At 37.4% G+C, this 24919-nt stretch carries 25 protein-coding genes; 18 read left to right on the top strand and 7 right to left on the bottom strand.

The genetic code is table 11. The features are described 5' to 3' along the window. Positions 1-15: 15 nt before the first annotated feature. Positions 16-858: a phospholipase A gene (locus B5X51_RS06335; protein ID WP_079720124.1), complete on the bottom strand. Its 843-nt coding sequence runs from the start codon at positions 856-858 to the stop codon at positions 16-18. A gap of 217 nt (positions 859-1075) precedes the next feature. Further along, positions 1076-2155, bottom strand: a complete 1080-nt coding sequence (locus B5X51_RS06330; RefSeq protein ID WP_079720738.1) for an isoaspartyl peptidase/L-asparaginase family protein — start codon at positions 2153-2155, stop codon at positions 1076-1078. 202 nt (positions 2156-2357) lie between these two features. Between B5X51_RS06330 and B5X51_RS06325 the strand changes: the two genes are divergently transcribed. The 3 genes from B5X51_RS06325 to B5X51_RS06315 all read left to right on the top strand — a co-directional run bounded on the left by B5X51_RS06325 (position 2358) and on the right by B5X51_RS06315 (position 5172). Then, positions 2358-2900 (top strand): 3-hydroxyanthranilate 3,4-dioxygenase, encoded by a 543-nt coding sequence (locus B5X51_RS06325; protein ID WP_079720123.1) that lies wholly within the window; start codon positions 2358-2360, stop codon positions 2898-2900. A gap of 60 nt (positions 2901-2960) precedes the next feature. Beyond that, a complete protein-coding gene (gene amaB / locus B5X51_RS06320; protein ID WP_079720122.1) occupies positions 2961-4514 on the top strand; it encodes an L-piperidine-6-carboxylate dehydrogenase in 1554 nt (517 codons plus the stop codon). 265 nt (positions 4515-4779) lie between these two features. Continuing rightward, positions 4780-5172: a YkvA family protein gene (locus B5X51_RS06315; RefSeq protein WP_079720121.1), complete on the top strand. Its 393-nt coding sequence runs from the start codon at positions 4780-4782 to the stop codon at positions 5170-5172. A 178-nt stretch (positions 5173-5350) separates the two neighbouring features. Here B5X51_RS06315 and B5X51_RS06310 read toward each other — a convergent pair whose 3' ends face one another. From B5X51_RS06310 to B5X51_RS06295, 4 genes are all read right to left on the bottom strand, one after another. Beyond that, positions 5351-6355, bottom strand: a complete 1005-nt coding sequence (locus B5X51_RS06310) for an acyl-ACP desaturase (RefSeq protein WP_079720120.1) — start codon at positions 6353-6355, stop codon at positions 5351-5353. A 169-nt stretch (positions 6356-6524) separates the two neighbouring features. Further along, complete coding sequence (locus tag B5X51_RS06305; protein WP_079720119.1) at positions 6525-7253, bottom strand: metallophosphoesterase family protein; 729 nt, start codon at positions 7251-7253, stop codon at positions 6525-6527. Between the two features lies 1 nt (position 7254). After that, complete coding sequence (locus tag B5X51_RS06300) at positions 7255-8391, bottom strand: ATP-binding protein (protein ID WP_079720117.1); 1137 nt, start codon at positions 8389-8391, stop codon at positions 7255-7257. A gap of 229 nt (positions 8392-8620) precedes the next feature. Next, positions 8621-9370 carry an SDR family NAD(P)-dependent oxidoreductase gene (locus tag B5X51_RS06295; RefSeq protein ID WP_079720115.1) on the bottom strand — a complete coding sequence of 250 codons (750 nt, stop codon included), beginning with the start codon at positions 9368-9370 and terminating at the stop codon, positions 8621-8623. Between the two features lie 156 nt (positions 9371-9526). Here B5X51_RS06295 and B5X51_RS06290 point away from each other — a divergent pair, with 156 nt between their 5' ends. The 11 genes from B5X51_RS06290 to B5X51_RS06240 all read left to right on the top strand — a co-directional run bounded on the left by B5X51_RS06290 (position 9527) and on the right by B5X51_RS06240 (position 22000). Next, positions 9527-10345 (top strand): DUF4382 domain-containing protein, encoded by an 819-nt coding sequence (locus B5X51_RS06290; RefSeq protein WP_079720114.1) that lies wholly within the window; start codon positions 9527-9529, stop codon positions 10343-10345. A gap of 135 nt (positions 10346-10480) precedes the next feature. Continuing rightward, positions 10481-11485 carry an AAA family ATPase gene (locus B5X51_RS06285; protein ID WP_079720112.1) on the top strand — a complete coding sequence of 335 codons (1005 nt, stop codon included), beginning with the start codon at positions 10481-10483 and terminating at the stop codon, positions 11483-11485. Between the two features lie 164 nt (positions 11486-11649). Then, the gene (locus B5X51_RS06280) at positions 11650-12516 is read left to right on the top strand and encodes a DUF58 domain-containing protein (protein ID WP_079720737.1); all 867 of its coding nucleotides are present in this window, start codon (positions 11650-11652) and stop codon (positions 12514-12516) included. 5 nt (positions 12517-12521) lie between these two features. Continuing rightward, on the top strand, positions 12522-14156 hold the full coding sequence (locus B5X51_RS06275; RefSeq protein ID WP_079720110.1) for an LPXTG cell wall anchor domain-containing protein: 1635 nt from the start codon (positions 12522-12524) through the stop codon (positions 14154-14156). After that, positions 14156-15160, top strand: coding sequence for a vWA domain-containing protein (locus B5X51_RS06270; RefSeq protein WP_079720108.1), 1005 nt, complete (start codon positions 14156-14158; stop codon positions 15158-15160). Before B5X51_RS06275 ends, B5X51_RS06270 begins: the two co-directional genes overlap by 1 nt. 18 nt (positions 15161-15178) lie before the next feature. Next, positions 15179-16225 carry a VWA domain-containing protein gene (locus B5X51_RS06265; protein WP_079720106.1) on the top strand — a complete coding sequence of 349 codons (1047 nt, stop codon included), beginning with the start codon at positions 15179-15181 and terminating at the stop codon, positions 16223-16225. 103 nt (positions 16226-16328) lie between these two features. Continuing rightward, positions 16329-17219: a tetratricopeptide repeat protein gene (locus B5X51_RS06260; RefSeq protein ID WP_079720736.1), complete on the top strand. Its 891-nt coding sequence runs from the start codon at positions 16329-16331 to the stop codon at positions 17217-17219. A gap of 60 nt (positions 17220-17279) precedes the next feature. Then, a complete protein-coding gene (locus B5X51_RS06255; RefSeq protein ID WP_079720104.1) occupies positions 17280-19034 on the top strand; it encodes a BatD family protein in 1755 nt (584 codons plus the stop codon). 89 nt (positions 19035-19123) lie between these two features. Beyond that, positions 19124-19873, top strand: coding sequence for an SH3 domain-containing protein (locus B5X51_RS06250; protein WP_079720102.1), 750 nt, complete (start codon positions 19124-19126; stop codon positions 19871-19873). 113 nt (positions 19874-19986) lie between these two features. Next, the gene (locus B5X51_RS06245; RefSeq protein ID WP_079720100.1) at positions 19987-20241 is read left to right on the top strand and encodes a hypothetical protein; all 255 of its coding nucleotides are present in this window, start codon (positions 19987-19989) and stop codon (positions 20239-20241) included. Between the two features lie 199 nt (positions 20242-20440). Continuing rightward, positions 20441-22000, top strand: coding sequence for a SulP family inorganic anion transporter (locus tag B5X51_RS06240; RefSeq protein ID WP_079720099.1), 1560 nt, complete (start codon positions 20441-20443; stop codon positions 21998-22000). Positions 22001-22042: 42 nt separating this feature from the next. On the opposite strand, the gene B5X51_RS06235 is transcribed toward B5X51_RS06240, so the two are convergent. Then, entirely contained in the window at positions 22043-22588 is a 546-nt protein-coding gene (locus B5X51_RS06235; RefSeq protein ID WP_079720735.1) for a CvpA family protein, read from the bottom strand. A 185-nt stretch (positions 22589-22773) separates the two neighbouring features. Here B5X51_RS06235 and B5X51_RS06230 point away from each other — a divergent pair, with 185 nt between their 5' ends. The 4 genes from B5X51_RS06230 (at position 22774) to B5X51_RS06220 (ending at position 24914) form a co-directional block, all read left to right on the top strand. After that, on the top strand, positions 22774-23130 hold the full coding sequence (locus B5X51_RS06230; RefSeq protein WP_079720097.1) for a hypothetical protein: 357 nt from the start codon (positions 22774-22776) through the stop codon (positions 23128-23130). Between the two features lie 161 nt (positions 23131-23291). Then, positions 23292-24311 carry a phenylalanine--tRNA ligase subunit alpha gene (pheS, locus tag B5X51_RS06225; protein ID WP_079720095.1) on the top strand — a complete coding sequence of 340 codons (1020 nt, stop codon included), beginning with the start codon at positions 23292-23294 and terminating at the stop codon, positions 24309-24311. Between the two features lie 40 nt (positions 24312-24351). Next, positions 24352-24519: a hypothetical protein gene (locus B5X51_RS15895; RefSeq protein WP_176132730.1), complete on the top strand. Its 168-nt coding sequence runs from the start codon at positions 24352-24354 to the stop codon at positions 24517-24519. After that, a complete protein-coding gene (locus B5X51_RS06220) occupies positions 24519-24914 on the top strand; it encodes a hypothetical protein (protein WP_079720093.1) in 396 nt (131 codons plus the stop codon). The genes B5X51_RS15895 and B5X51_RS06220 overlap by 1 nt, the downstream gene beginning before the upstream one ends. Positions 24915-24919: the final 5 nt, after the last annotated feature.

Genomic DNA, 24919 nt, shown 5'->3' with positions numbered 1-24919 from the left:
AGGTTTAAATATTTGTTAAAGCACGTCTGGTAATGATTTCAGGAAATTAAGTTCATCAGATTTTAGTACAAACCCGGCACGAATCATACTCCGATTTTCTTCATAATTGAGAAGACTTTCAGAGTTTCCTTTGAACCACTCCATCATTAAATAAATATTAGAAGAATTAAAAGGTTTATACATTAAGCGTGTACGTACGGTACCATTCCAATCTTTAGTGCCTTTTAGCAACATAAGATCTAGAAGTAGCTTATTGGGAATAAAATTATAAGTAAGATTTAATTTCCCATAGCCCACATACTCCAATAAATCTGGATTATCCTTTTTGTATTTAAAAGGAATCCAGGCTTTAACACTTAAAAGAATTTTTTTACTTAAAGCAGTGTGATACCCCAGGGAAATTCTATTCCAGCTTCTGGAATATATACTGTCCCGTCCATTAGATTCGTGTTCCACTTGTAAATATGCCATTCCCGCTAAATGATTTTTACGGTTATAAATGGGTTTACCAAGAGCAATACCCGGTTTAAAGTTGATCTCCTGAAAGGGACTTGAGAATTTGTAAATATTCCAAAATGCCTTTTGAGTATAGGTGAGAAACAAGTGAGTATCAAATGGTAAAGTATTTCGGGTAAGTAGTGCTTTAAAACTAATTTGATATTTGGCATCTGCAGTTTCTGATGAGATCTCCTCGCTTGTGGAAATGCCGGTAACAAAATAATTATCTTTATGTATAGAAAACACGGGCATTTTTTCTAAAGTATCATTTATCTTTTCTCGGGATAATCTTTGAGAATAAGCTTCACTCATAGTAAAAGTGAAAATTATTAATAGAAGAAAGCAGACCCTGTTTTTCATTTTTCTATGATTTTAGAATAACGTGCAAAAGTAGGGTTAGTTCTGAAGATTCCGAACTAACAATATTTAAATTTCCGTTAAAAGAAAGTGGCTGTCTAAAAAGTTGGCTGTCTTTAAGCTGAACTCGTTTCAGCTTCTAACATGAAATTTGCTTATCAAAATCGTGATCCTGAATTTATTTCAGGATCACGATTTTAAAAGCTTTGTAGAAAGTTTATCACAATTTGCTATAAATTCCTATTTCTAATTCACCGCTTTTATTCATTTTTGCGCGGTACATTCCTGCGGTATTAAATTCCATAGAAACATTTCCCTGGTGGTCTATAGCGATAATCCCACCACTACCACCAAGATCTGGATTTTTATTCTGGATCACTTCTTTTGCAGCCTCGGCAAGACTCATTTTTTTATATTCCATTAGTGCAGAAATATCATAAGCGACCACACCTCGTATAAAAAACTCGCCCCAGCCCGTGGCTGAGATCGCTGCGGTTTTGTTGTTGGCATAAGTACCGGCGCCAATTATTGGAGCATCGCCTATACGGCCCCATTTTTTATTGGTCATCCCGCCGGTTGAGGTTCCTGCTGCCAGGTTTCCGTTCTTATCTAAGGCGGCACAACCTACGGTACCAAATTTTGAATCTTTTATAAAAGGATCTACAAAAGCGGTTTTGCCATCGTGATCAAGCTCTGTTTTTTCTGAATTTCTTTCTTTTAAGCGTTCTAAACTTTTAAATCGGTTTTCAGTATAGAAATATTCAGGATCTACAATTTCTAAATCGCGTTCCCTGGCAAATTGTTCTGCTCCTTTTCCGGAAAGCATCACGTGTTCTGAATTTTCCATTACTTCCCAGGCCAGGTTGATTGGATTTTTAACCGTAGTAACACCAGATACTGCGCCGGCATTTAAAGTTTGTCCATCCATAATAGAAGCATCCAACTCATTTTTTCCTTCGTTGGTAAAAACGGCTCCTTTCCCGGCGTTGAAAAGTGGGGAATTTTCCATGATATTTATAGTTCTTTGTACGGCTTCAATAGCAGTTCCGCCATTGGCCAGGATTTCGTGTCCCGTTCTAACAGCTTCCTCCAGTTTGGCTTTATAGGCGTTTTCCAGAGAATCGCTCATATTTTCTTTAAGAATGGTACCGGCACCCCCGTGAATTACAATTCCGAAATTTCCTACGGAATCCTGTGCTTTTTCGGTTTCTGTGGTTTGATTTGTTTTGGTTTCTTTTTCAGCCGAAGTATTACAGGCTAAAAAGAGTGATAAGCTGAATAAAAGGAATAATTTTTTCATATAACGAGTGATTTTCTCTCGAAGATAAGCATTTGTATAAATTATTGAATTTGCGCCAGGGATAGCAGCGTAAATCCCGCAGGCGCCAATGAGGCGACGAGGAATTGCAGCGTATAGCCCGTGAAGGCGCCCAAAAAGATAAGAGAATCGCCTTTTTCTTTCCACTTTAAGTTGTAGTTTTAAGGAATATAATTGTGAAATCATGGCAGTAAATAAACCTTTTAACCTAAATAAATGGATTGAGCAAAATCGAGAATCGCTTAAGCCCCCGGTTGGTAACCGAAATCTTTATAAAGAATCTGAAGATTATATTGTGATGGTAGTTGCAGGGCCAAATGCACGCAAAGATTATCATTATAATGAGACAGAGGAGCTTTTTTATCAGTTGGAAGGTGAAATAGAAGTGCATATTCAGGAAGACGGTAAGAAAAAAACGATGCAATTGGGCCCGGGAGATATGTATATGCATCCGGGGAAAGTACCACATTCTCCAGTTAGAAAAGAAGGGTCTATTGGCATTGTAGTAGAGCGAAAACGCATACACCTTGAAGGAAAAGATGGGCTTTTATGGTTTTGTGATAATTGTAACCATAAGTTGTACGAAGTTTATTTTCCTTTAAATGATATAGAGAAAGATTTTTTAAAGCATTTTAAGCATTTCTACGGAAGTAAAAATTTGCGTACTTGCGATAATTGCGGGGAAGTTATGCCTGTAGATGAAAGATTTGTGATTGGCACAGAATAGTATAAAAATTTGTTATTTTAGCAGGAAACACACAAAAGAACAGATAAAAATTACAAATTAATGAGTGAAATAGCAGAGAAATTCGGAATTAAACAGGCTTTAAAGGATCTTGGTTTACAGGAAACGAATAATGGTACTTCTACCGGGAAAGATTTTTTTAGTAGTGGTGACGTAATTGAATCTTACTCTCCTGTAGATGGTGCGCTAATTGGAAAAGTAAAGACCACTACCAAAGAAGATTACGAAAAAGTGATTACTACTGCCACCGCAGGTTTTAAAGAATGGCGCACCTGGCCGGCACCTCAACGAGGCGAAGTAGTTCGGCAGTTTAATGACGAATTAAGAAGATTAAAAGAACCATTGGGAAAATTGGTTTCCTACGAGATGGGAAAATCTTACCAGGAAGGTTTGGGAGAAGTGCAGGAGATGATAGATATCTGCGATTTTGCAGTTGGACTTTCCCGGCAGTTGCACGGTTTAACCATGCATTCTGAACGTCCCGGGCATAGAATGTACGAGCAATACCACCCACTTGGTGTGGTTGGAATTATTTCGGCATTTAACTTTCCCGTAGCGGTTTGGTCGTGGAATACGGCTTTAGCCTGGGTTTGTGGTGATGCTTGTATTTGGAAAGGATCAGAGAAAACTCCATTAACTTCTGTGGCCTGCCAGAATATTGCTGCACGCGTTTTTGCTGAAAATAATGTTCCGGAAGGGATTTCTTCATTAATCACCGGAGATTATAAAATAGGTGAAATAATGACCAACGATAAACGAGTGCCTTTAATTTCGGCTACCGGTTCTATTAGAATGGGAAAAATAGTTGCCCAGGCAGTTGCCGCAAGATTAGGAAAATCTCTTCTTGAATTAGGAGGAAATAACGCCATAATCGTAACGCCAGATGCCGATATTAAAAATACGGTAATCGGGGCTGTGTTTGGAGCCGTAGGAACCTGTGGACAGCGTTGTACTTCTACCCGAAGATTGATTATTCACGAATCTATTTACGATAAAGTAAAAGATGCTATTGTAAAAGCGTATAAGCAATTGCGTATTGGAAACCCATTAGATGAAAATAATCATGTGGGGCCGCTTATCGATAAAGATGCGGTAAAAAATTATCAAAGTGCTCTAGATAAAGTGGTGGAAGAAGGTGGAAATATCTTAGTTGAAGGTGGCGTTTTGGAAGGCGAAGGCTACGAAAGCGGATGCTATGTAAAACCGGCCATTGCCGAAGCAAAAAACGATTTTAAGATTGTACAGCACGAAACTTTTGCGCCGGTACTTTATATTATGAAATATTCGGGAGATGTTTCTAACGCCCTGGAATTACAAAATGGGGTAGTGCAGGGGCTTTCTTCAGCAATAATGACCAACAATTTAAGAGAAGCCGAACGTTTTCTTTCGGTAGAAGGTTCAGATTGCGGGATTGCCAATGTAAATATAGGAACTTCCGGTGCTGAAATTGGCGGTGCTTTTGGCGGTGAAAAAGAAACCGGAGGCGGAAGAGAATCTGGTTCTGATGCCTGGAAAGTTTATATGCGACGCCAAACCAATACTATTAATTATACTACCGAGTTGCCTTTGGCACAAGGGATTAAATTTGATTTGTAAGGATTTCCAGGGACTTTTTGAAAAGTTATTGCCGTCACCCTAAACTCGTTTCAGGGTCTAATATGTACTAAAAATGACTTAGATTCTGAAATAATCCCGAAGCTTCGGGACAGAATGACGAAGGAAGCCTGATTGGAATTATAAACCAAAATAACCTCACAGTTTTTAAAAATCTGTGAGGTTTCTTTTTTCTTAGAATTTAGCATTTCCCTAATTATACCTTAATAATATTTTTATATTTTGTGGGCATCAAAAAAAATGAACGATGAGTAAAATCGATGACGAAACCATAAAAAAGGAACATCAAAAGCGCCAGGAAAACTTTGAAGAGGAAAATGTAAATGATGTTCTGGAAGATGAAGAAGAGATAAAATCTAAATTTGAAAGTAAAGGAAAGCTACAGCGGTATGTAGATGATGCTCAATTACTTTTTAATCTGTTAAGGGATTATGCAAATGGAAATTATAGAGAAGTTCCTTTTAATGTAGTTGCAGCTATTGGAGGAGCATTGCTATATGTACTTTCACCAATAGATCTCATTCCAGATTTTATTCCAATAGTTGGTTATCTTGACGATGCGGCAGTAATTGCGTTCTGCCTTAACCTAATAGAAAAAGATTTGATCTCTTATCAAGTTTGGAAGGGAGATCGTGCTTAGATCTAATTATAATAGCTCAATAAAAAGAGGCTGTTTGAAAAGTTATAAAATCGTCATCCTGAATTTATTTCAGGATCTAATATGTTGATAATTAAATAACATGTTAGAAGCTGAAACGAGTTCAGCTTGACGGAGCAAACTTTTCAAACAACCTCTATTTTATAATATTTTTCAGTGATTATAGTCTTCCGTTGGCTTCCACCCATTTAAAGATATGTTGGTCTTCAGGGATTGCCATTCTTCCTGCAATTCTTCGCATTCGGTCTGGTAACTTCATTAAGTAATCTCTTGCTTTCTCGGCTTCATCGGTTAGAGAGCGCATTTTATCTATTTCCCAATAAGCGTTTAATTTTTCAAGGATTTCTATATAGTCGTAAGTGGTGTAAACGCCAAGTCTTTGTGCTGCGTTTGAAAAGTTTTCAAAGGCTTCAGCAATACCCTGCCCGCTTTCACGTAAAAATTGAGCTGGCATAACAATCTTTCTCTTCATCATATCATGAAAAGCCAACATCATCTCACTGGGATCGTGCTCAAAAATTGTTTTTACAAATTCTCGATAAGCCATGTAATGTCTCATTTCGTCCCCGGCGATGATATTACACATTTTTCCAAGCATTTTATTGCCTTTCTTTTTAGCTAACTGGCCTACACGTTTGTGTGAAATATTAGTAGCTAATTCCTGGAAACTGGTATATACAAAGTTTTTATAGGGATCACGACCTGTACCAATATCAAAACCATCGTTTATTAAATATTGCGTTGTTTTTTCAATCTCACGCATATTTACCCTTCCAGATAGATAAAGATATTTATTAAGTGTATCCCCGTGGCGATTTTCTTCTCCCGTCCAATGGCGAACCCACTTAGACCAGGAATTTTCCTCTCCCTGGCTTTTTCCGTGTTGTTTTACACCTTCCATGTCCATAAGCCAGGACTCATAAGTTGGTAGTGCTTCTTCGGTAACCATATCTGCGACTAAAACTACCCAAAAATCGTATTCAAGTTCTTTTGCTTCTTCCCTAATCTGGGTAAGTTCGTCCATATAATTTTCTCCCTGTAAATTTGGAAGAAGATCTGTGGGTTGCCAAATATCTTCTACGGGAATAAGATATTTTTCAATGAAACCGTCTACCTGTTTTTCAACGGTATTCATTACTTCTAATCTAATATTGTCGAGGGCCATTTTAGTTTGTTTTGAAGCAGAAATCTAAAAAATTCTGCTGGTATTAGTCAACTCTTAAGTAAGAATTGTGTTTAAAATATGCTATTTAAAATTTTGAAACACAAATAAAGTTCAAAATCCTAGAATAACAAAGATAAAAATACAAAAGGCATTTTGTGGTAAATTCGTCTTAATTTCTGCCATTTTCGCTGGGATAGAGTTTAAAAACAGGCTCACTTTGCCAAATTTCCTTTGTATTTACCTCCATGGCAGATAATTTTCCTCTAAAAGCTGCGCCAGTATCTAAATTCCAGATATTAGCTCTTCTTATGGGCATACTTTCACCGATTCTGGTCACCGGAGTATGCCCTATAAAGATTTCATCAAAAATTTGAAGTCGTTTTGGGTAATTTGTGTCATTAGGTTTAATTGACTTATCCAGTGAGATAGCCATTTCCCATAAGGTTCTATCCCAATAGAAACCTGTATTGTGATATTCCTGATCGGGGCCGTGTTGATTGGTAAAACCCGCGTGTACAAAAAGTCTGTTTTTATTATCTATATAATAATCTAGCATCTGGTTATAAAACCTGAGATGTGTTTCTATTTCATCTGAAGAAAAGTTTCTATAAGCATCAATACTGGATTGCCCGCCGTGTTCCAGCCATTTCTCGTTGAGTTCCCCGGTAGCTAACCAACGATGCGTAAGATCGTCATGATTTCCGCGTAAGAAAATACAGGTATTTTGTTTGGCGAGGTCTATGAGGTATGAAACCACATTGGCTGAATCGCTCCAGCCGTCTACATAATCTCCCAGGAATATAAGTTTATCTTCTGGAGTAACCTCTATTTTTTCAAGGAGTTGTATTAAAGCTTTTAATCCGCCGTGAATGTCTCCAATGGCAATGCTTCGGCCCATATTAATTGTATTTTACTTTTCTTAAAATTCGCATACTTTCTTTATAATAATTATAAACTTCCTGGCTGTATTCTTTTAAATATGGTTTTGCTTCCTCCAGTTTGTCTATGGCTTGTTCAAAGTTATTTAAATAGCAAAGTAAATAAGTTGAAGGTAAATTTTTAAGGTCTTTTTTCTGTTGTTTGTCTAACGGAAGCTTCTTTATTAGCCTTTCCACCAACTTGCTGTTTATGTTATAAATATGATAAAGCGTTTTTTTGTCGAATTTTGGCGGTTCAAATAACAATTTACTTTCAATATCATAACTCACACTATCTTTAAAACTAATGGTCACTTCTTCCAGGGGATAAAACTTATATTTATCGTGTAAGCCCAACTGTACATATTCCAGGATTTTAAACTCTTCATCAGTCAGGCTTATACTTACCTGGTCCATATCTGAGTAAAACAATTTAACCTGTTCATTAATCAATTCTATATCTACCCTGGAATAAAAAGTTTCGTGTTGTGCGTTCATCTTTTTACCTGCCCAGCAAACCACAAAATATTCTTTAAAAACTTTATAAGTAGCGTTATAATCTTTTCTTTTCCGAAGAAAATCGAAAACCCCATCTAGCGTTAACTCAATATTGTTATGGGAGTGTTTTTCTATGGAATTCACTATTTCTGAATTCATATCGGTAATCTCCACACCAAAAACTTTAGGCATACTAATGCTTCCATCCCTAAAGAAAACCGAACCGCCATAATACTTCCAGATGTTCTTTTTAAGCGAACATATTTTCCCGTGATTTGGTCTAATACTTACCAGGCCCACAACGAGATTGCCGGGTAAATGCGGAAAAGGAATATTTTCATAAGAAATTAAAGGCGGATTACTTAAATATGCATTTATGAGATTCTGAATTTTACTATCGTCAAAAAAATCGGTGCCCACAATACTATTGTCTTCATCCTGCACTCCAATAACGATATAAGAATTGTTTTCGGGATTGGAATTAGAAAGTGCACAAACGTGTTTTAAAAACTTGGCTTTGCCTTCCCTCTCGCCAATATTGAGCTTCAGCTTTTTGTCGTAAAAGCTGTTCTCGTCATTATGTGCGAGTAGGTTTTTTATTAAAAGCCGTTTGTTAATCATGATAACTTTGTCATTTCCGCGAAGGCGGAAATCTCTATTTAGTTATTTTCTATTTTTATTGGCACCGCCAAAGGGTGTAATACCCCGACGCTTGCTTCGAAATTAAAAATTTGTTTCCAACGAATGCCTCGTAAGCTTGCCCCGAGGTAGTTTACTCGATTTTCTAATAATATTAAGTTTCAAAATGTGCCATATTCAAAATATTAATAGAAATAAATAATAAGAAATGTCATTCTTTATTCACCGTAACGCTATTCGCCTGCGCGGTTGGCATGACTACTAAATCTGCAATATTCACGTGATAAGGTCTGGTGACCACAAATCGAATAATATCAGCTATATCTTCCGGGCGTAAGGCTTGAAAACCTTCGTAAACACTTTTGGCTTTTTCTATATCACCTTTAAATCTAACTTCGCTGAATTCAGTTTCTGTGAGTCCTGGGTTTACAGCACCAACCCTAATCTTGTGTTTGTTGAGGTCTATACGCATTGCGTGGTTTAGCGCGTCTACGGCATATTTACTGGCACAATAAACATTACCATTAGGATAAACCTCCTTCCCGGCGGTAGAACCTATATTAATAATATGTCCAGAACCCTGACTTATCATTCTTGTGAAAATCGCTTTACTAACATATAGCAAGCCTTTTACGTTAATATCCAGCATCGCATCCCAGTCTTCTATATTTCCATCCTGGATGGGGTTCAAACCGTGCGCATTTCCGGCATTATTGATAAGAATATCTATTTTTTGAAATTTTTCTGGAAGGCTATTGATCTTTTCTAAAACAACTTCCTTATCCCGAACATCAAAACAAAGCGTGTACACCGCCACTCTTTTTGATAATTCATTTTTTAATGAGGCTAGTCGCTCTTCTCTTCTTCCACAAAGAATAAGGTTAATTCCTTCTCTTGCAAATACACGCGCTGTAGCTTTTCCTATACCGCTAGTTGCTCCAGTTATTAATGCCGTTTTCATAAGTTTTTTTTCTAGATACTAAAGTGTCTACAAGTAAGTAGCTTAGGCTTAGATATGCAATTTAAAATCTTGTTAAATTTAATTAATCTAAGATCTATCGTAAAATTTATACTAAAATGCTGCGTTCTGCTCTTTAAACAAATAATAAACCTATTTATGAAAAGAACGATGAAGAACCTAAAGTTAAAAAGCTTATTGCTTGCAGCAGTAGTTGCTTTTGGATTTACAAGCTGTAATGATGATGATGAAAATGTAGTAGAAGAAGGAAATGCTCAGTTAACACTTAGAATGACAGATGCTCCCGGAGACTATGACCAGGTTTGGGTAGATGTGCAGGATGTAATGATTAAAACGGAAGCTCTTGTTGGTGAAGAAGAGGCAGAATGGGAAAGCCTTGCTAATGTAGAAGCAGGTCGTTATGATCTTTTGCAATTAACCGGAGGAGTATCTCAATTAATAGCCGATGTAGAAATTCCGGCAGGTTACCTTGATCAGGTAAGATTAATTTTAGGACCTGATAATGCTGTAGTAATAGATGGAGAGGAAACTCCTATGGCTACTCCAAGCGCACAACAGTCTGGTTTAAAATTAAAGGTAGAGCAAGAGCTTGAGCCCGGAGAGAGTTATGAGTATCTTTTGGATTTTGATGTAGATGAATCTGTGGTGAAGCAAGGAAACGGGGGTTATAGTCTAAAACCAGTAATAAGAATGATGGCTATGGCTAATACCGGTTCTATTATGGGTGAAGTACATCCTAATGAAACAAAATCTTTGGTAAAAGCCCAGAATGCAAGCTATACCATTTCAGCGTATACAGATGAATCTGGAAATTTTGTGTTACACGGGGTTCCGGCAGGAACTTATAAGGTAACTGTAACTCCAGGAGCTGAAACCGGTCTGGAAATTAAAGATATAGATAATGTTAAGGTAGAAGAAAATACTGCAGTAGATCTTGAAACAATTTATTTGGAATAATTAAAATAATTCCCATATAAAAAAAGAGCGGCTGTAAAAGGCCGCTTTTTTGTTTTTTAACCATACATTAACAGCCTATACGCTAATAATTTTCCAATTTGCGGCCACGAATTCAAGGTCTTTAATACGAATAAAATGATAGATAACAACGCCTCTGTAGATATTGCAAGTTTAAACGAAAAAATTGAGAGGGAGAGTGCTTTTGTAGATTTACTAAATGCCGAAGTAAATAAGGTAATAGTAGGGCAAAAGCATATGATGGAGCGCTTGCTTATTGGTTTGTTAGGGCAGGGTCACATTTTGCTTGAGGGTGTTCCCGGTTTGGCAAAAACCCTGGCCATTAATACACTTTCCCAGGCCGTTCATGGTAGTTTTAGTAGAATTCAGTTTACACCAGATCTTTTGCCGGCAGATGTTGTGGGGACTATGATCTATAATATGAAGCTGAATGATTTCAGTATTAAAAAAGGACCCATTTTTGCAAATTTTGTCCTGGCAGATGAGATTAACAGGGCTCCCGCCAAAGTACAATCAGCTTTGCTGGAAGCTATGCAGGAAAAGCAGGTGACCATTGGGGAAGAGACCTTTATTTTAGACAAACCATTTTTAGTAATGGCCACGCAAAACCCGGTAGAGCAGGAAGGAACTTATCCTTTACCCGAAGCGCAGGTAGACCGTTTTATGCTAAAAACAGTTATAAATTATCCCGAAATTAACGATGAGCAGTTGATTATGCGTGCCAATTTACGAGGAGAGTTTCCAAAGGTAAACCCCGTGGTAAGCATTGAGCAAATTTTGCGTGCGCAGCAGGCTGTTAGGGAAGTTTATATGGATGAAAAAATTGAAAAGTATATTCTCGATATTATTTTCGCCACCAGAACCCCTGAAAAATATAATTTAAAAGACCTGAAACCGCTAATTAGTTTTGGTGCTTCGCCAAGGGGAAGTATTAATCTGGCACGGGCTGCAAAGTGTTATGCATTTATAAAACGTCGTGGATATGTAATTCCGGAAGACGTGCGTGCGGTGGTTATGGATGTTCTTCGCCATAGAATAGGAATTACCTATGAGGCCGAGGCAGAAAATGTTACTTCAGAGGATATTGTACACAAGATAGTGAACGAGATAGAGGTGCCTTAAACGGCCCCCTGAATCTCCCGATGTTAAACCGGGAAAAGCTCGAAAGGGAAACACTTAGATAAGCGATGCAGTCTTACAAATCCTAATTTCATTTATTTTGACAAGTAATACCTCAAAAATAAATTCAACCATCTTAAATCCCCCCATTGGGGGCTAGGGGGCTTATGGATACTAAAGAGCTTTTAAAAAAAGTAAGAAAGATTGAAATTAAAACCCGGCGTTTGAGCGATCACGTTTTTGGCGGGGAATACCATTCTACTTTTAAAGGCCGTGGCATGACTTTTAGTGAAGTTAGGCAGTACCAGTTTGGAGACGATGTTAGAAGTATAGACTGGAATGTTACCGCACGTTACAACGAGCCTTTTGTAAAGGTTTTTGAAGAGGAGCGTGAGCTTACAATGATGCTTATGGTAGATGTTTCCGGTTCTGAATTCTTCGGAACAAAAAATCAGCTTAAAAAAGATGTTATTACCGAAATTGCAGCCACATTGGCTTTTTCGGCCACCCAAAATAACGACAAGATTGGGCTGATGCTTTTTTCAGATAAAATTGAGCTTTATATTCCGCCTAAAAAAGGTCGTTATCACGTATTGCGAATTATAAGGGAGTTAATAGAGTTTAAGCCGCAGTCTAAAAAAACAGATATAGCAGCAGCCATAAAATATCTCTCTAACGTGATGAAGAAAAAGGCGATAGTCTTTATGCTTTCAGATTTTATGGACGACGACTATCAGCAAACTTTAAAAATTGCAGGTAATAAACATGATGTTACCGGCATTAGAGTTTTTGATCCCGCCGAGGAGGAAATTCCAAATTTAGGATTGGTACAAATGTTGGATGAGGAAACCGAAGAGTTTGTTACCGTTAATACCGGCTCAAAATCGGTTAGAAAAAATTACGCTGAATATTACCGTGGGCGCGCGGCTTATTTTAATGAAAGTTTCACCCTAAGCGGAGCCGGCGTTATTAACAATCGCGTAGATGAAAGCTACGTAAAAAAATTATTGGGTTATTTTAAAAGAAGAGGTTAAAAAGAATGAAAAATAGATCTATAACAACAATCAATATTTCCAAAGCGGTAGCCTTGCTGCTTTTTCTGTTGTTATCTTTTCCATCTTTTGCCCAGCAACCAAAGGTAAGTGCTAGTATTGATTCTGCTTCTATAAAAATTGGGGAACAGGTTGTTTACAGCATTGAAGTTGAGACCGATTCTACCAATTTGGTGGTTTTTCCAGAAGGCCAAACTTTTGATCCTATGGAAATGGTAGAGTCTTTAGGAGCTGATACTACCACGGTTGAAGATCGGTTTAAACTTTTAAAGAAATACTCGCTTACCCAATTTGATTCCGGTTCCTATACTATTCCGAAGCAGAAAATTATAATACAAAACCGCGAATATTTAACCGATTCTTTTAGGGTTGAAGTTGCCAATGTAAAGGTAGATACTACCCGCCAGAAAATGTATCCTATAAAACCATCGGTAGATGTCCCAAAACCCTTTGAAGTACCAAATTGGGTATGGTGGGTGCTTGCCGGCTTAGTTTTGCTGGGTATAGCCTATTATTTCTTCAGAAGAAAAAAGAAAAAGCAGGAAGAAAAGCAAGAATTACCGCCGTATGAGCAGGCTATGCTTGAATTAAAGCAATTAGATGATTCTTCTTTATTACCAGACAGGGAAATCAAAGAGTATTATTCTCAGCTAACCTTTAGTGTTAGAAAATATCTTGATAGAAAGATCTACGACAGGGCACTGGAAAGCACCACTTCAGAACTTATCGCCTATTTAGAATTAAGAAAGCAAGCGGGTGAATTAAGCTTAAAGGATAAGTCTATAGATAACCTTCAGCAGTTATTAAAGCGTGCCGATTTGGCCAAATTTGCCAATTCAAGACCCGATGTGATCACTGCCAAAAGCGATCGAACCAAAGTAGAGCACCTAATAAAAGACATTAGGCAGGTAGTTCCAGAGCCAACAGAGGAGGAATTGATGCAGGATGAAAATTACCGAAAGGAAAAATTAAGGCGAAAAAGAAGAAATAAAATTATCGCTGTACTTGGCGGAATTGTGGTTCTAGCCCTTATAGTATTTACCGTTCTGGTAAACACTAAAGGTTTTGACTATGTAAAAGATTCGGTTTTAGGAAATGAAACCAAAGAATTACTGGAAGGCGATTGGATTAGAAGTGAATATGGTACGCCACAAGTGACCATTACTACGCCCGAAGTTTTGGTAAGAAAAACGGTAGATTATGATGACGAACTCCAGGAAATGTTATTGGGCAGTGAAACCTTTGACGCAGGAACGCTGGAAGGTAATTTGTACACTTTATTGATCACCGGGCCGGTGAATCCTCAAGGTGATTTTGATTTGCAAAAAGCCGTAGATGGTATTTATGAATCTCTGGAAGCTCAGGGTGCCCGAAATATCATAATGAAACAGGAAGATTTTTCTACCATTAATAATACTGAAGGCATAAAAGTTTTTGGAACTTTTGATCTTGAAAATCCGGTGACCGGCGGACCAATTAAAAAGAAATATGCCATTCTAAATTTTGGTGCTAATGGCGGTTTTCAACAAATTATGGTAGTGTTTAATGAAGATGATGAATATGCCGAAGAGATTTCACAGCGTATAGAAAGTTCGGTTCAATTAAAAAATCAGGCGAGATAATGTTTGCTAACTATACATTCGAAAATCCGGAATTTTTCTGGCTGTTATTGCTGCTTTTACCGGCAACGGCCTGGTATTTCTGGAAACGTAAACAGCAAACTCCAGAGCTTAAAATGTCTAGCGTAAAAGGTTTTAAAGTGAAGCAATCCCTGCTTTCAAAATTAAAACCAATGCTTTTTGTATTACGTTTACTGGCTTTGACACTTTTAATTACTGCTATGGCCAGGCCAAGAACGGTAGATGTTACCACGCAAAGTAGCAATATTCGTGGGATAGACATTGTGATGGCCATAGACGTTTCTGCCAGTATGTTGGCACGTGATTTTGAACCTAACCGACTCGAATCGGTAAAAAAAGTGGGTGCCGAATTTATTGAAAATAGGCCCAATGATAGAATTGGCCTGGTGCTATTTGCCGGTGAGAGCTTTACCAAAACACCAATCACCAGCGATAAAAGTATTGCCTTAAGAGCCATAGAAGAAATTGAGTACAGTAATGTTTTGCAAAATGGTACGGCTATCGGTTCGGGTTTGGCAACTTCTGTAAACAGGTTAAAAGATAGTGACGCCAAAAGCAAGGTGATTATTTTATTGACCGACGGAGTGAATAATTCAGGATTTATAGATCCTAAAATCGCCAGTGAACTCGCAGTGGAATTCGGTATAAAAACCTATACTATTGGGGTGGGAAGTAATGGCAATGCTTTAACTCCCGTAGGAACTTTGCCTAATGGAAGATTTCAATATGGCGTACAAAAAGTAGAAATTGACGAAGCGCTATTACAGCAAATTGCTGCAGATACCGGCGGGGAATATTTTAGGGCTACCAATAACGAAAAACTGGAGGAGATCTATGAAGAAATAGACAGCCTCGAAAAATCTGAAATTGAAGAATTCAGATATTATAATTATACCGAAAAATTTAGACCTTATGTGCTTTTGGCACTTGGTTTACTGCTTTTTGAAGTTGTCTTGAGATATACTGTATTTAAAGGCTTTATTTAAAATTAGAAAGGAAGTTTAATGATCTTAGAAGAGAAAATATATTTATGGTTCTTACTGCTTATTCCGGCGGTACTTTTGCTATATCTTGTTTTTAGGATATGGCAAAAAAGTGCGCGTTCTAAATTTGCTAAACCCGAACTTCTAAGTTATTTATCGCCAAACAGGTCTTCATTCAAACCATTTTTAAAAGTATTATTGATCGTATTTGCATTGGCCGGGTTGGTTTTAGGACTTGTAAACCCTAAAATAGGCTCACAATTAGAAACCGTGAAACGTGAAGGGGTAGATATTGTTTTTGCTGTAGATGTTTCTAAAAGTATGGAGGCCGAAGATATTGCGCCAAATCGTTTGGAAAAATCGAAGCAATTGGTTCGTCAAATTATAGGCGATTTAGGGAGTGACCGTGTGGGGATTATCGCTTATGCCGGTAGTGCTTTTCCGCAGTTACCAATTACTACAGATTATGGCTCTGCAGAAATGTTTTTAGAGAGCTTGAATACCGATATGATTTCTTCTCAGGGAACGGCCATTGGAGACGCTATAGACCTGGCAACCGGATTTTTTGATGATGATCAGCAAACCAACCGTGTAATGTTTATTCTTAGTGATGGGGAAGATCACGGCGGAAATATTGAAGACATGGCAAGGCAGGCTGCAGAGGCCGGGATTAGGATTTATACTATTGGAGTAGGAACAACCAAAGGTGGCCCCATTCCTATAAAACGAAATGGCGTAATTCAGAATTATAAAAAAGATAATCAGGGCGAAACGGTTATAACAAGATTGGATCCAAGCATTCTTCAGGAGATTGCTAAAGAGGCCAATGGCGAATATATCAATGGCAATGTAACCGCAGAAGTTACTGAAAAAGTACAGGAAGAGTTACTTACCATTGAAAAAACAGAATTTGAAGCCAAGCAATTTGCCGATTATAAATCGCAGTTTCAGTGGTTTGTTGGTTTGGCAATTTTATTGCTGTTGCTAGACGTATTTATGCTGGAACGTAAAACCGGCTGGATAAGAAGACTTAATTTATTCAACGAAAAAAGAAGAACAGGAGAGTGATCTAATGAGAGGTTTTTCAACAAACATATTATTCGATAATCGAGGTTTAAATGCTTCGGGGCTTGACTCTAAATTGAAATATTCATTTTTCTCCGAATATCTAATGAGCTTTCTTCGAGGTAGTTTATTTGTGATTTTCGGCTTTTTGTTTTCATTTCAAGTTGCTGCCCAGCAACAAAATGACAAAGAGAGAGAACAGGCCCGGAAAGAAGCCTTGCAATTTATGCAGGAGGCCGATGAGGCACTGGGAGAAAATAATTTTCCAGAAGCAGAAGCCGCTTACCGAAAAGCAATTGCGAGAGATGCGGAAAATAGTACTGCACCGTATAATATGGGAAATATGTATTATACCCGGGAAAATTCACCGCAAGCCGCACAACGCTTTAGGCAGGCTGCTGAGGTTGCCGATACTAAAACGGCAAAGCACGAGGCAAATCATAATCTTGGAAATGCTTATATGAAACAGAAAAAGTATCAGGAAGCCGTTGATGCTTATAAAGATGCTTTAAGAAACAATCCTACCGATGATGAAACTCGTTATAACCTGGCATTAGCCAAGAAAATGCTAGAGCAGCAACAACAAGACCAGAACCAGGACGGTGGCGATAATGAAAATCAAGATCAGGAAAACCAGGACCAGGAGAACCAGGATCAAAATCAGGACGAGGATCAGGAAAATAAGGAAAATCAGGACCAGGAAAATCAGGGAGAAGGAGAAAACGAAGGAGATAAGGATCAGCAAAATAAAGATCAGGAAGAGAAAGAAGGCGATCAGGACGAGAAAGATCAACAAGATGGCCAGGGCGACCAGGAGGAAAAGGAGAAGGAAAAACAACCCCAACAGGGCCAACCGCAACCAACTCAGGGACAATTGTCTCCAGAGCAAATACAAAGCTTGTTAGAGGCTATGAACAATGAAGAAAGGAAAGTGCAGGATAAAATAAATGCAGAGAAACAAAAAGGAGCCAAAGTGAAATCTGAAAAAGATTGGTAAAATTTTTGATATAATTTATTGCAAAAATCATACTTACCTTAAAGAAAAGGGAACTTATAAATGAAGTTGAAATTTTTAATACTCAGCGTTTTATTTTTTACCGGCCTTGGTTTACAGGCCCAGGTGAAATTCGAGGCTAAAGTGAGCAAGGATAAGCTTGGGGTTAACGAGCGCCTTAGGGTAGATTTTGAGATGAACCAGGATGGCGATAATTTTCGTCCACCTTCTTTTGACGGATTTACCGTTGTGGGTGGTCCAAACCAATCGGTAAGTAATCGTTGGATTAATGGAGATCGCACTTACTCTAAAACTTATTCTTATTATCTACAGCCTAATTCGCGGGGTAACAAGACTATTGCCCAGGCAGAAATTACCGTAGATGATAAGATTTATAAAACAACACCCATAGATATCCAGGTAACCGCTGCGGTAGAAAAACCTATGGATGGTGATAATTCAGAATTAATAGCTTCAGATAATTTACATTTGGTGGCTGAGGTTTCTGATGCGACACCTTACTTAAATGAAGGCATTACGGTAGTTTATAAATTATATGTGAGTCCGCGAATTAGCGTGAGTAATTTTCGGGAAGTAGACAGTCCTAAGTTTTCAGATTTCTGGAGTCAGAATATCGAAATAAGGGAATTAAGACCCGAAAATGGCGAATATGAGGGTGAGCCATACCGTTATGTAATACTTAAGAAAGCAGTGCTTTATCCGCAGAAAACTGGAGAACTGGAACTGGAGCCACTTACGTTGTCGGTTTCTGTAGATGTACCCAGTGACAGGCGGGATATTTTTGGCAGCAGAATTTATAAAACCATAAATAAAACAGTAGCTGCCGGCACCAGAACAATAGATGTAAAACCTTTGCCCGATGGCAAACCCTTAGGATTTACCGGTGCGGTAGGGAAGTTTAGTTTGGATGTAAGTACTACAAAAGAGAAATTAAAGTCTTCAGAATCTTTGGAGGCTAAAGTGGAAATTAGAGGAAATGGAAACCTAAATCTATTTGAATTACCCGAGTTAGAAGTACCCTCTTCTTTAGAAATGTACAGTCCGGAAAGAATAGAGAACGTAACCACAACACTTAACGGGAAACAGGGGAGTATTGTAGATAGCTATACCATTGTGCCAACACGTAAGGGACAATATCCAATAAAGCCGCTTAATTTTTCTTATTTCGATCCTAAAAGTGAATCTTATAAAAGCCTGTCTTCACAAGAAATTGTGATAGATGTAGAACAAGGGCCTGTGGCCGTCGGGGGAAATGCTATTGCAGGAAACAATAAGCAACCTCTAAACCTTCCTTCAGAGCAGTTTAGGTTTATAAAAACAAACACCAATTTAAATCCTCTAGATCAGCAGGCGTTTTTTAGATCCTGGACTTTTTGGGGCGCCCTATTTTTACCTTTTGCAGCCATACCATTAGTTGTTTTATTTGGAAAAAGGAGGGAAGCTAAAGCGGCTGATGTTACTGGAAACAGGAGAAAGAAAGCCGATAAACTGGCAAGAAAATATCTTTCTGAAGCGAAGAAGAACCTTGGCGATCAACAAAGCTTTTATGAATCTTTAGAGCGAGCAATGCATAATTACTTAAAAGCGAAGTTGCACATCCAAACTGCTGAAATGAGTAAGGAAAGGATTTTAGAAATTCTAAATGAAAAAAATGTTTCTGAGGAAACTTCAGCAGAATTTATTACTGTATTGAAAAGTTGCGAGTTTGCCCGATACACTCCTGCATCAAATACCGCACAACATGAAGATTATGACAAAGCGGTAAAAGTAATCTCGAAACTGGATAAAGATTTATAATATGAAAGCCCATAATGGGCATTTTATAAAAATGCTTATTATCAAAAATTGGAATTTAGTTTTGCTAATGTGGTCGTAAATTGTTTGAAATGAAGAATTTGATATTTATTTTACTGGTATTTGTTTCGACTTTGGCGCAGGCTCAAAATTCAGAGCTTTTTGAAGAAGCCAATGATGCGTATGCAAACAATGATTTTGAAACTGCCATAAACAAATACGAAAAGATCCTTGAGAATGGAGAAACTTCTGTGGCGGTTTATTATAACCTCGGGAATGCACATTATAAATTAAATAATGTAGCCCCCAGCATTTATTATTTTGAAAAAGCGCTTCAGTTAGATCCCACCGATGAAGATGTGCAAAACAACATAGAATTTGCACGAAGTATGACCATTGATGATATTCCGGTAAACGAGGAAACCGGTCTTCAAAAAAGTATTAATAGTTTTATTTCTACTTTCTCTTACAATACCTGGGCTTATCTGGCTATTGCATTATCAATAGTTTTTGTGGTTTTGTTTTTACTTTATTATTTCGGAAGAACTTCTTTACAAAAGCGTATTTTCTTTGGCGTGGCAATCTTTGTTTTTCTGTTAGGTGGTATTTCAGTGTTTTTCGCATTTCAGCAACAGGAAATTCAGTTTAATAATCAATTTGCTATTATTTTTGCTGAAGAAGCTCCTATAAAGAACGAGCCATCACAAAAAGGTGATGCCACATTTAGTCTTCATGCAGGCACTAAAGCAAAGGTGCTTGAAGATTACCAGGGATGGGTTAAAATAGAGCTTTCAAATGGTACGCAGGGATGGATAGAAGATAATTACTTGAGGCGACTATAAGGTATATTGATATTAGTTTAACATTAAAGTATGGGTTTTTCTTTTTAATTAGAAGCATTTCTCATTATTTTGCCGCTATGAAAAGATTGGCCTACATACTAAGCTTTATATTTATGGCGTTTATTGCCACACCTAGTATTGTAGCCTATATTGATAATTCGGTTGATATCTCTTTTGCGTTTAATGTGAATGAAGAAGAGAATTCGTCAAAAAATCAAATTAATCTAGAGTTTAATCTGGAGAAGCATAATTCTAACTACGCTAGCATACAGTATCTGCAGAAACATACCCTAACCAAAGATTATTATTCAGAAAGTTATCCTATAGTGTCTCTGGATGTTATTTGCCCTCCGCCCAAACAGGCTTAATCTAATTTAACTTTTTACTGAATTTTTAAAAATCTTGTGCAAAACACTTTGCATAATATCCGCTGTTATATACATGGCATGTGGTTCAAAAATTCTATTCAACTATTTTAAAAAAATTAGACTATAGTGATTAGTCCAGATACCCTTAAAATCAATTTTTAGGGGAAATGGCCTGATCTCAAAATTAATAAAGCATTTTATGTTTAAACATCTAAATAAAGATTTTCCGGCAAGTATTGTAGTATTTTTTGTAGCCATTCCTTTGTGTTTGGGAATAGCTCTTGCCAGTGGAGCCCCATTATTTGCTGGTTTAATCGCCGGTATGGTTGGAGGTATTGTGGTAGGTAGCATTTCAAATTCCCAACTTGGTGTAAGTGGCCCGGCTGCCGGCCTTGCAGTAATTGTTTTAGGCGCCATTCAATCACTTGGTAGCTATGAAATATTTTTAGTTGCTGTGGTATTGGCAGGACTTCTTCAAATTGTAATGGGAGCTTTAAAAGCGGGCATTATTGGGTATTACTTCCCTTCTTCGGTGATTAAAGGTATGCTTGCCGGTATAGGTATTACTATCGCTATTTCACAAATTCCAAATGTCTTTGGCTTTTCCAGTGACCTGGAAATTTTTTCTATAGACGGTGGAATTGGTTCTGCGTTCAGAAATATTACAGATAACCTTCATTATGGTACGCTGTTAATAACCATTGTTGCAATGGCAATCTTACTATTATGGGAAAAAGTACTTACTAAAAAGAGCAAAATATTCAGTATTGTTCCGGGACCTTTAGTAGCCGTTGCTATGGGGGTAGTTTATTATATTTTAGTAGATGGACCTACTTTTGGAATCAGGGATTTTCAATTGGTAAGCGTACCCGTACCAGATAGTGCCGCTTCTTTCTTTGGGCAATTTTCTATGCCTAACTTTGCCGAGATCACTAATTCTGAAGTTTGGGTTGTTGCAATAACCATTGCCATTGTTGCCAGTTTAGAAACTTTGTTAAGTGTGGAAGCAATAGATAAAATAGACCCTCTAAAAAGAACAACAAACACCAACCGTGAGTTATATGCACAGGGAGCTGGTAATATGATTTCCGGACTTATTGGTGGTTTGCCGGTTACGCAGGTAATAGTAAGAAGTTCTACAAACGCGCAGTCTGGTGGTAGAACAAAAATGTCTGCTATTTTACACGGTTTTCTTATTCTTTTCTCCATTATCGCTATTCCAACGGTATTGAATATGATTCCTTTGGCGGTACTTGCTGCAGTTCTTCTACTGGTAGGTTACAAGTTGGCTAAACCGGCATTATTTAAGCAAATGTTTAAATTAGGAAAAGGGCAATTTCTTCCTTTTATGATTACTATTCTTGGGGTGGTATTTTTAGACCTTCTCATGGGAATTGGACTTGGTCTGGCAGTTGGTATAGGTGTTATTTTAATTAATAGTTATAAAAACTCTCACTTCTTGCATAAAGAAGGTTATGAGGTTAATGACGGTAATTATAAAATTACGCTTGCCGAAGAACTTTCATTTTTAAACAAAGGTGCTATTTTAAGAGAATTAAACGAAATACCAAAAAGAGCAACCGTATTGATTGATGTTAGGAAAACTAAAGTCCTGGATTATGACGTTTTGGAAATTCTAGATGAATTTGCAATAAAAGCCGAACGTAAGGATATCACCATTAAATTGGTGTCCGGTAAAGGAGAAGTTACCAATCCAGATAGCTTTAGGAGATACTTTGGTTTGGATGTTCCAGTTTAGTCTTTTGATAAAAAACTATTTTAGAAAGAGGAAGTCTAAACACTAGACTTCCTCATTTTTATGTTCAAAAAGTTCACTTTCATCATCCAGCAGGTCTCTTTCCCTGGCTTCTCTTAAAATTGAAGGAAGAACTGCCGGAGCAATAACTTTAACCGGAGCGTAAAGTTTAGAATCTTCAAGTTTCTCTTTGCTAACCAGTTCTATTTCTTCATTGGTAGCTTCAAAAAACATGATTATTACACTGGCTATAAAAGCCATTTTTAATAAGCCAAAACCGGCACCTAGTAACTTATTTACGATACCTAGCGCTGCAAAACCGGCCATTTTCGTTAAGATCTTTCCGGCTAGAGAGATTAGAAAGACAATAAGAACAAACGTGATAGCAAAAGCAATTAGGTTTACATATTCTGTATCCCAGTTCATATTATTAGAAAAGAAATCGCTTAATACATAAGAGAAATGAATAGCTCCGTAAATTCCGGCTACAATACCTACAAGGGAAGCAATCTCGGCCAAAAGTCCTCTAAAAAATCCTCTAACAAGTCCATAGAGCAGGATTAAGGCCAGGACAATATCTACTGTATTCATACGCCAAATATAGTAAATTACCTCGCGGTAGGCCACGAGGCATTAAATAGGAGAATTTTTGGGTTTCGCGCCAAGCCTGTGTAAGTATAAAGTGAATAATATCACAGATTTTGCGAAGAAGCTAGCTGAATATTTTAAGTCTCTCTATGGCGTAAATTCAAAAAGGAAGATATTATCTTTGCGGCATGACACGAGATGAAAATTTGAAAGGTAGATGGGAAGGCTTGCAAAAGAAACTTTCCAACCAGTTTGCCGATGGAGAATCAATGGATTTGGATGCGATAATTTATGTAATTGGCGTTCAGGAGTTAGGGCAGCCTCATAAAAAATTTAAAAAAGACCATAAAATAGATCTAATGCATATTGCTATTTGCCGTTTGTTGGAACCTTACGGTTATTATGAGTTTGATTATTTTGATGAAGATGGTTGGCCACATTACAAAATCCTGGAGCAATTACCTACGCTTAAGGCCGGTGAACAGTCGGTTTTGATGAAAGAAGCCATTGTGAATTATTTTATCAATAACCAGTATATAGATTAAAGGCGCCACGTGCTGCCTTAAACTACATTTTTACTCGATAATCGAGAATTAATACTCCGAGGCTTGCCTCGAAACCGAATTATATTTTCCAATAACAATGCTTCGTGAGCTTGCTCCGAAGTTTTTTACTAAATTTGCCCTTCTGAAAAGAAAAGGATCTCATGATAGATAAAATTAAGCAACATATAGCTGAAGTAGAAGCTTTTAAAACCGAATCGGTTAAAGAAGTAGAAGCATTCAGAATCAAATATCTCGGTAAAAAGGGAATTTTAAATGATTTCTTTGCTTCTTTTAAAGAAGTGCCTAACGAACAAAAAAAGGAATTTGGCCAGACTATAAATGCTCTTAAAAAAGCTTCTGAGGCGAAAGTTGCAGCCTTAAAAGAAAACCTGGAAAGTAAGCAGGAAGAAAATGGAATTTATGGCGATCTTTCAAGACCGGGAGAGCCAATAGAGATTGGAGCCAGACATCCTATTTCTATAGTTAAAAATCAGATTATAGAGATCTTTTCTAACATTGGGTTTAATGTTTCTGAGGGACCTGAAATGGAAGACGACTGGCACAATTTTACCGCACTTAACCTGCCGGAATATCACCCGGCGAGAGATATGCAGGATACCTTTTTTATTCAAACAGATCCAGATATTTTATTGCGTACCCATACCTCTTCGGTACAGGTGCGATATATGGAAAATAATAAACCGCCAATTAGAACAATCTCTCCGGGACGGGTTTTTAGAAATGAAGCGATTTCCTCACGTTCGCACTGTATTTTTCATCAGGTGGAAGGACTTTATATTGATAAAAACGTAAGTTTTGCCGATTTAAAACAAACCCTGCTTTATTTTACAAAACAACTCTTCGGAAAATCTAAGATTCGATTAAGACCTTCTTATTTTCCATTTACCGAGCCAAGTGCTGAGGTAGATATTTACTGGGGGCTCGAAACCGAAACCGATTACCGAATTACTAAGGGAACCGGTTGGTTAGAAATTATGGGCTGCGGAATGGTAGATCCTAATGTGCTTAGAAATTGTAATATAGATCCTACCGAATATTCGGGCTTTGCCTTTGGGATGGGAATAGAACGTATCGCGATGTTACTTTATCAAATTGGCGATATTAGAATGTTCTATGAAAACGACGTAAGATTTCTTGAACAATTTAAATCCTCATTCTAGCTAATTTAGCGGAAGACTGGAGCTACAAATAATTATAATTATGAAAAAGATTGGATTGATTATATTGGGTATTCTAGCCCTTGCGGTTATTATTATTTTAGTTGCAGTAGAAATAATTGAAATGGCACTGGGAGCTATTTTGTTAGGTATTGCAGCTCTTGTTTTCTGGGGGTTGTTTAAATGGGCTAAAAATAAGATTGAAGATTAGTGAAGAAAGATATTGACATACCTAAAGTAGAAAACGTTTATGTGGCGGCGGTAAAGGTCTATAACGAGTCTTTTAAAGTGGATGAGTGGAATGCTTATCTTATAAACGATAGGGATGAAACTATAGAGATGGCTTTAATTGTAAGCAAAGGCTACGATGAAAACAAACAAACATCTGTTATACGCCATAAGCTGGAAAAGCTTCCCTCCAAATCTTTTGCTAAAATTGAATTTATCCAGGAAGAAGTTCTCGCATTGAATAACCAGTTTCAGGTTACTTTTTTTGCTGACGGTAAAATGTTTGAAAAGAAATATTTATTCAGAAAAAATAGCGTAAACGAAAAAGCTTTACGTGAAATCCCTATTATTCCCAATAAAGGAGTTTTAGCAGAATAACAGGC

Source organism: Salegentibacter holothuriorum (assembly GCF_900168045.1).
Taxonomy (GTDB): domain Bacteria; phylum Bacteroidota; class Bacteroidia; order Flavobacteriales; family Flavobacteriaceae; genus Salegentibacter; species Salegentibacter holothuriorum.
The sequence above is the reverse complement of the archived record's forward strand: the minus strand, read 5'-3'. Positions and strand labels throughout refer to the sequence as shown.

Coding starts and splice junctions, on each gene's coding strand:
- B5X51_RS06335 (WP_079720124.1), bottom strand. CDS start 858: ATGAAAAACAGGGTCTGCTTTCTTCTATTAATAATTTTCACTTTTACT.
- B5X51_RS06330 (WP_079720738.1), bottom strand. CDS start 2,155: ATGAAAAAATTATTCCTTTTATTCAGCTTATCACTCTTTTTAGCCTGT.
- B5X51_RS06325 (WP_079720123.1), top strand. CDS start 2,358: ATGGCAGTAAATAAACCTTTTAACCTAAATAAATGGATTGAGCAAAAT.
- amaB (WP_079720122.1), top strand. CDS start 2,961: ATGAGTGAAATAGCAGAGAAATTCGGAATTAAACAGGCTTTAAAGGAT.
- B5X51_RS06315 (WP_079720121.1), top strand. CDS start 4,780: ATGAGTAAAATCGATGACGAAACCATAAAAAAGGAACATCAAAAGCGC.
- B5X51_RS06310 (WP_079720120.1), bottom strand. CDS start 6,355: ATGGCCCTCGACAATATTAGATTAGAAGTAATGAATACCGTTGAAAAA.
- B5X51_RS06305 (WP_079720119.1), bottom strand. CDS start 7,253: ATGGGCCGAAGCATTGCCATTGGAGACATTCACGGCGGATTAAAAGCT.
- B5X51_RS06300 (WP_079720117.1), bottom strand. CDS start 8,391: ATGATTAACAAACGGCTTTTAATAAAAAACCTACTCGCACATAATGAC.
- B5X51_RS06295 (WP_079720115.1), bottom strand. CDS start 9,370: ATGAAAACGGCATTAATAACTGGAGCAACTAGCGGTATAGGAAAAGCT.
- B5X51_RS06290 (WP_079720114.1), top strand. CDS start 9,527: ATGAAAAGAACGATGAAGAACCTAAAGTTAAAAAGCTTATTGCTTGCA.
- B5X51_RS06285 (WP_079720112.1), top strand. CDS start 10,481: ATGATAGATAACAACGCCTCTGTAGATATTGCAAGTTTAAACGAAAAA.
- B5X51_RS06280 (WP_079720737.1), top strand. CDS start 11,650: ATGGATACTAAAGAGCTTTTAAAAAAAGTAAGAAAGATTGAAATTAAA.
- B5X51_RS06275 (WP_079720110.1), top strand. CDS start 12,522: ATGAAAAATAGATCTATAACAACAATCAATATTTCCAAAGCGGTAGCC.
- B5X51_RS06270 (WP_079720108.1), top strand. CDS start 14,156: ATGTTTGCTAACTATACATTCGAAAATCCGGAATTTTTCTGGCTGTTA.
- B5X51_RS06265 (WP_079720106.1), top strand. CDS start 15,179: ATGATCTTAGAAGAGAAAATATATTTATGGTTCTTACTGCTTATTCCG.
- B5X51_RS06260 (WP_079720736.1), top strand. CDS start 16,329: ATGAGCTTTCTTCGAGGTAGTTTATTTGTGATTTTCGGCTTTTTGTTT.
- B5X51_RS06255 (WP_079720104.1), top strand. CDS start 17,280: ATGAAGTTGAAATTTTTAATACTCAGCGTTTTATTTTTTACCGGCCTT.
- B5X51_RS06250 (WP_079720102.1), top strand. CDS start 19,124: ATGAAGAATTTGATATTTATTTTACTGGTATTTGTTTCGACTTTGGCG.
- B5X51_RS06245 (WP_079720100.1), top strand. CDS start 19,987: ATGGCGTTTATTGCCACACCTAGTATTGTAGCCTATATTGATAATTCG.
- B5X51_RS06240 (WP_079720099.1), top strand. CDS start 20,441: ATGTTTAAACATCTAAATAAAGATTTTCCGGCAAGTATTGTAGTATTT.
- B5X51_RS06235 (WP_079720735.1), bottom strand. CDS start 22,588: ATGAATACAGTAGATATTGTCCTGGCCTTAATCCTGCTCTATGGACTT.
- B5X51_RS06230 (WP_079720097.1), top strand. CDS start 22,774: ATGACACGAGATGAAAATTTGAAAGGTAGATGGGAAGGCTTGCAAAAG.
- pheS (WP_079720095.1), top strand. CDS start 23,292: ATGATAGATAAAATTAAGCAACATATAGCTGAAGTAGAAGCTTTTAAA.
- B5X51_RS15895 (WP_176132730.1), top strand. CDS start 24,352: ATGAAAAAGATTGGATTGATTATATTGGGTATTCTAGCCCTTGCGGTT.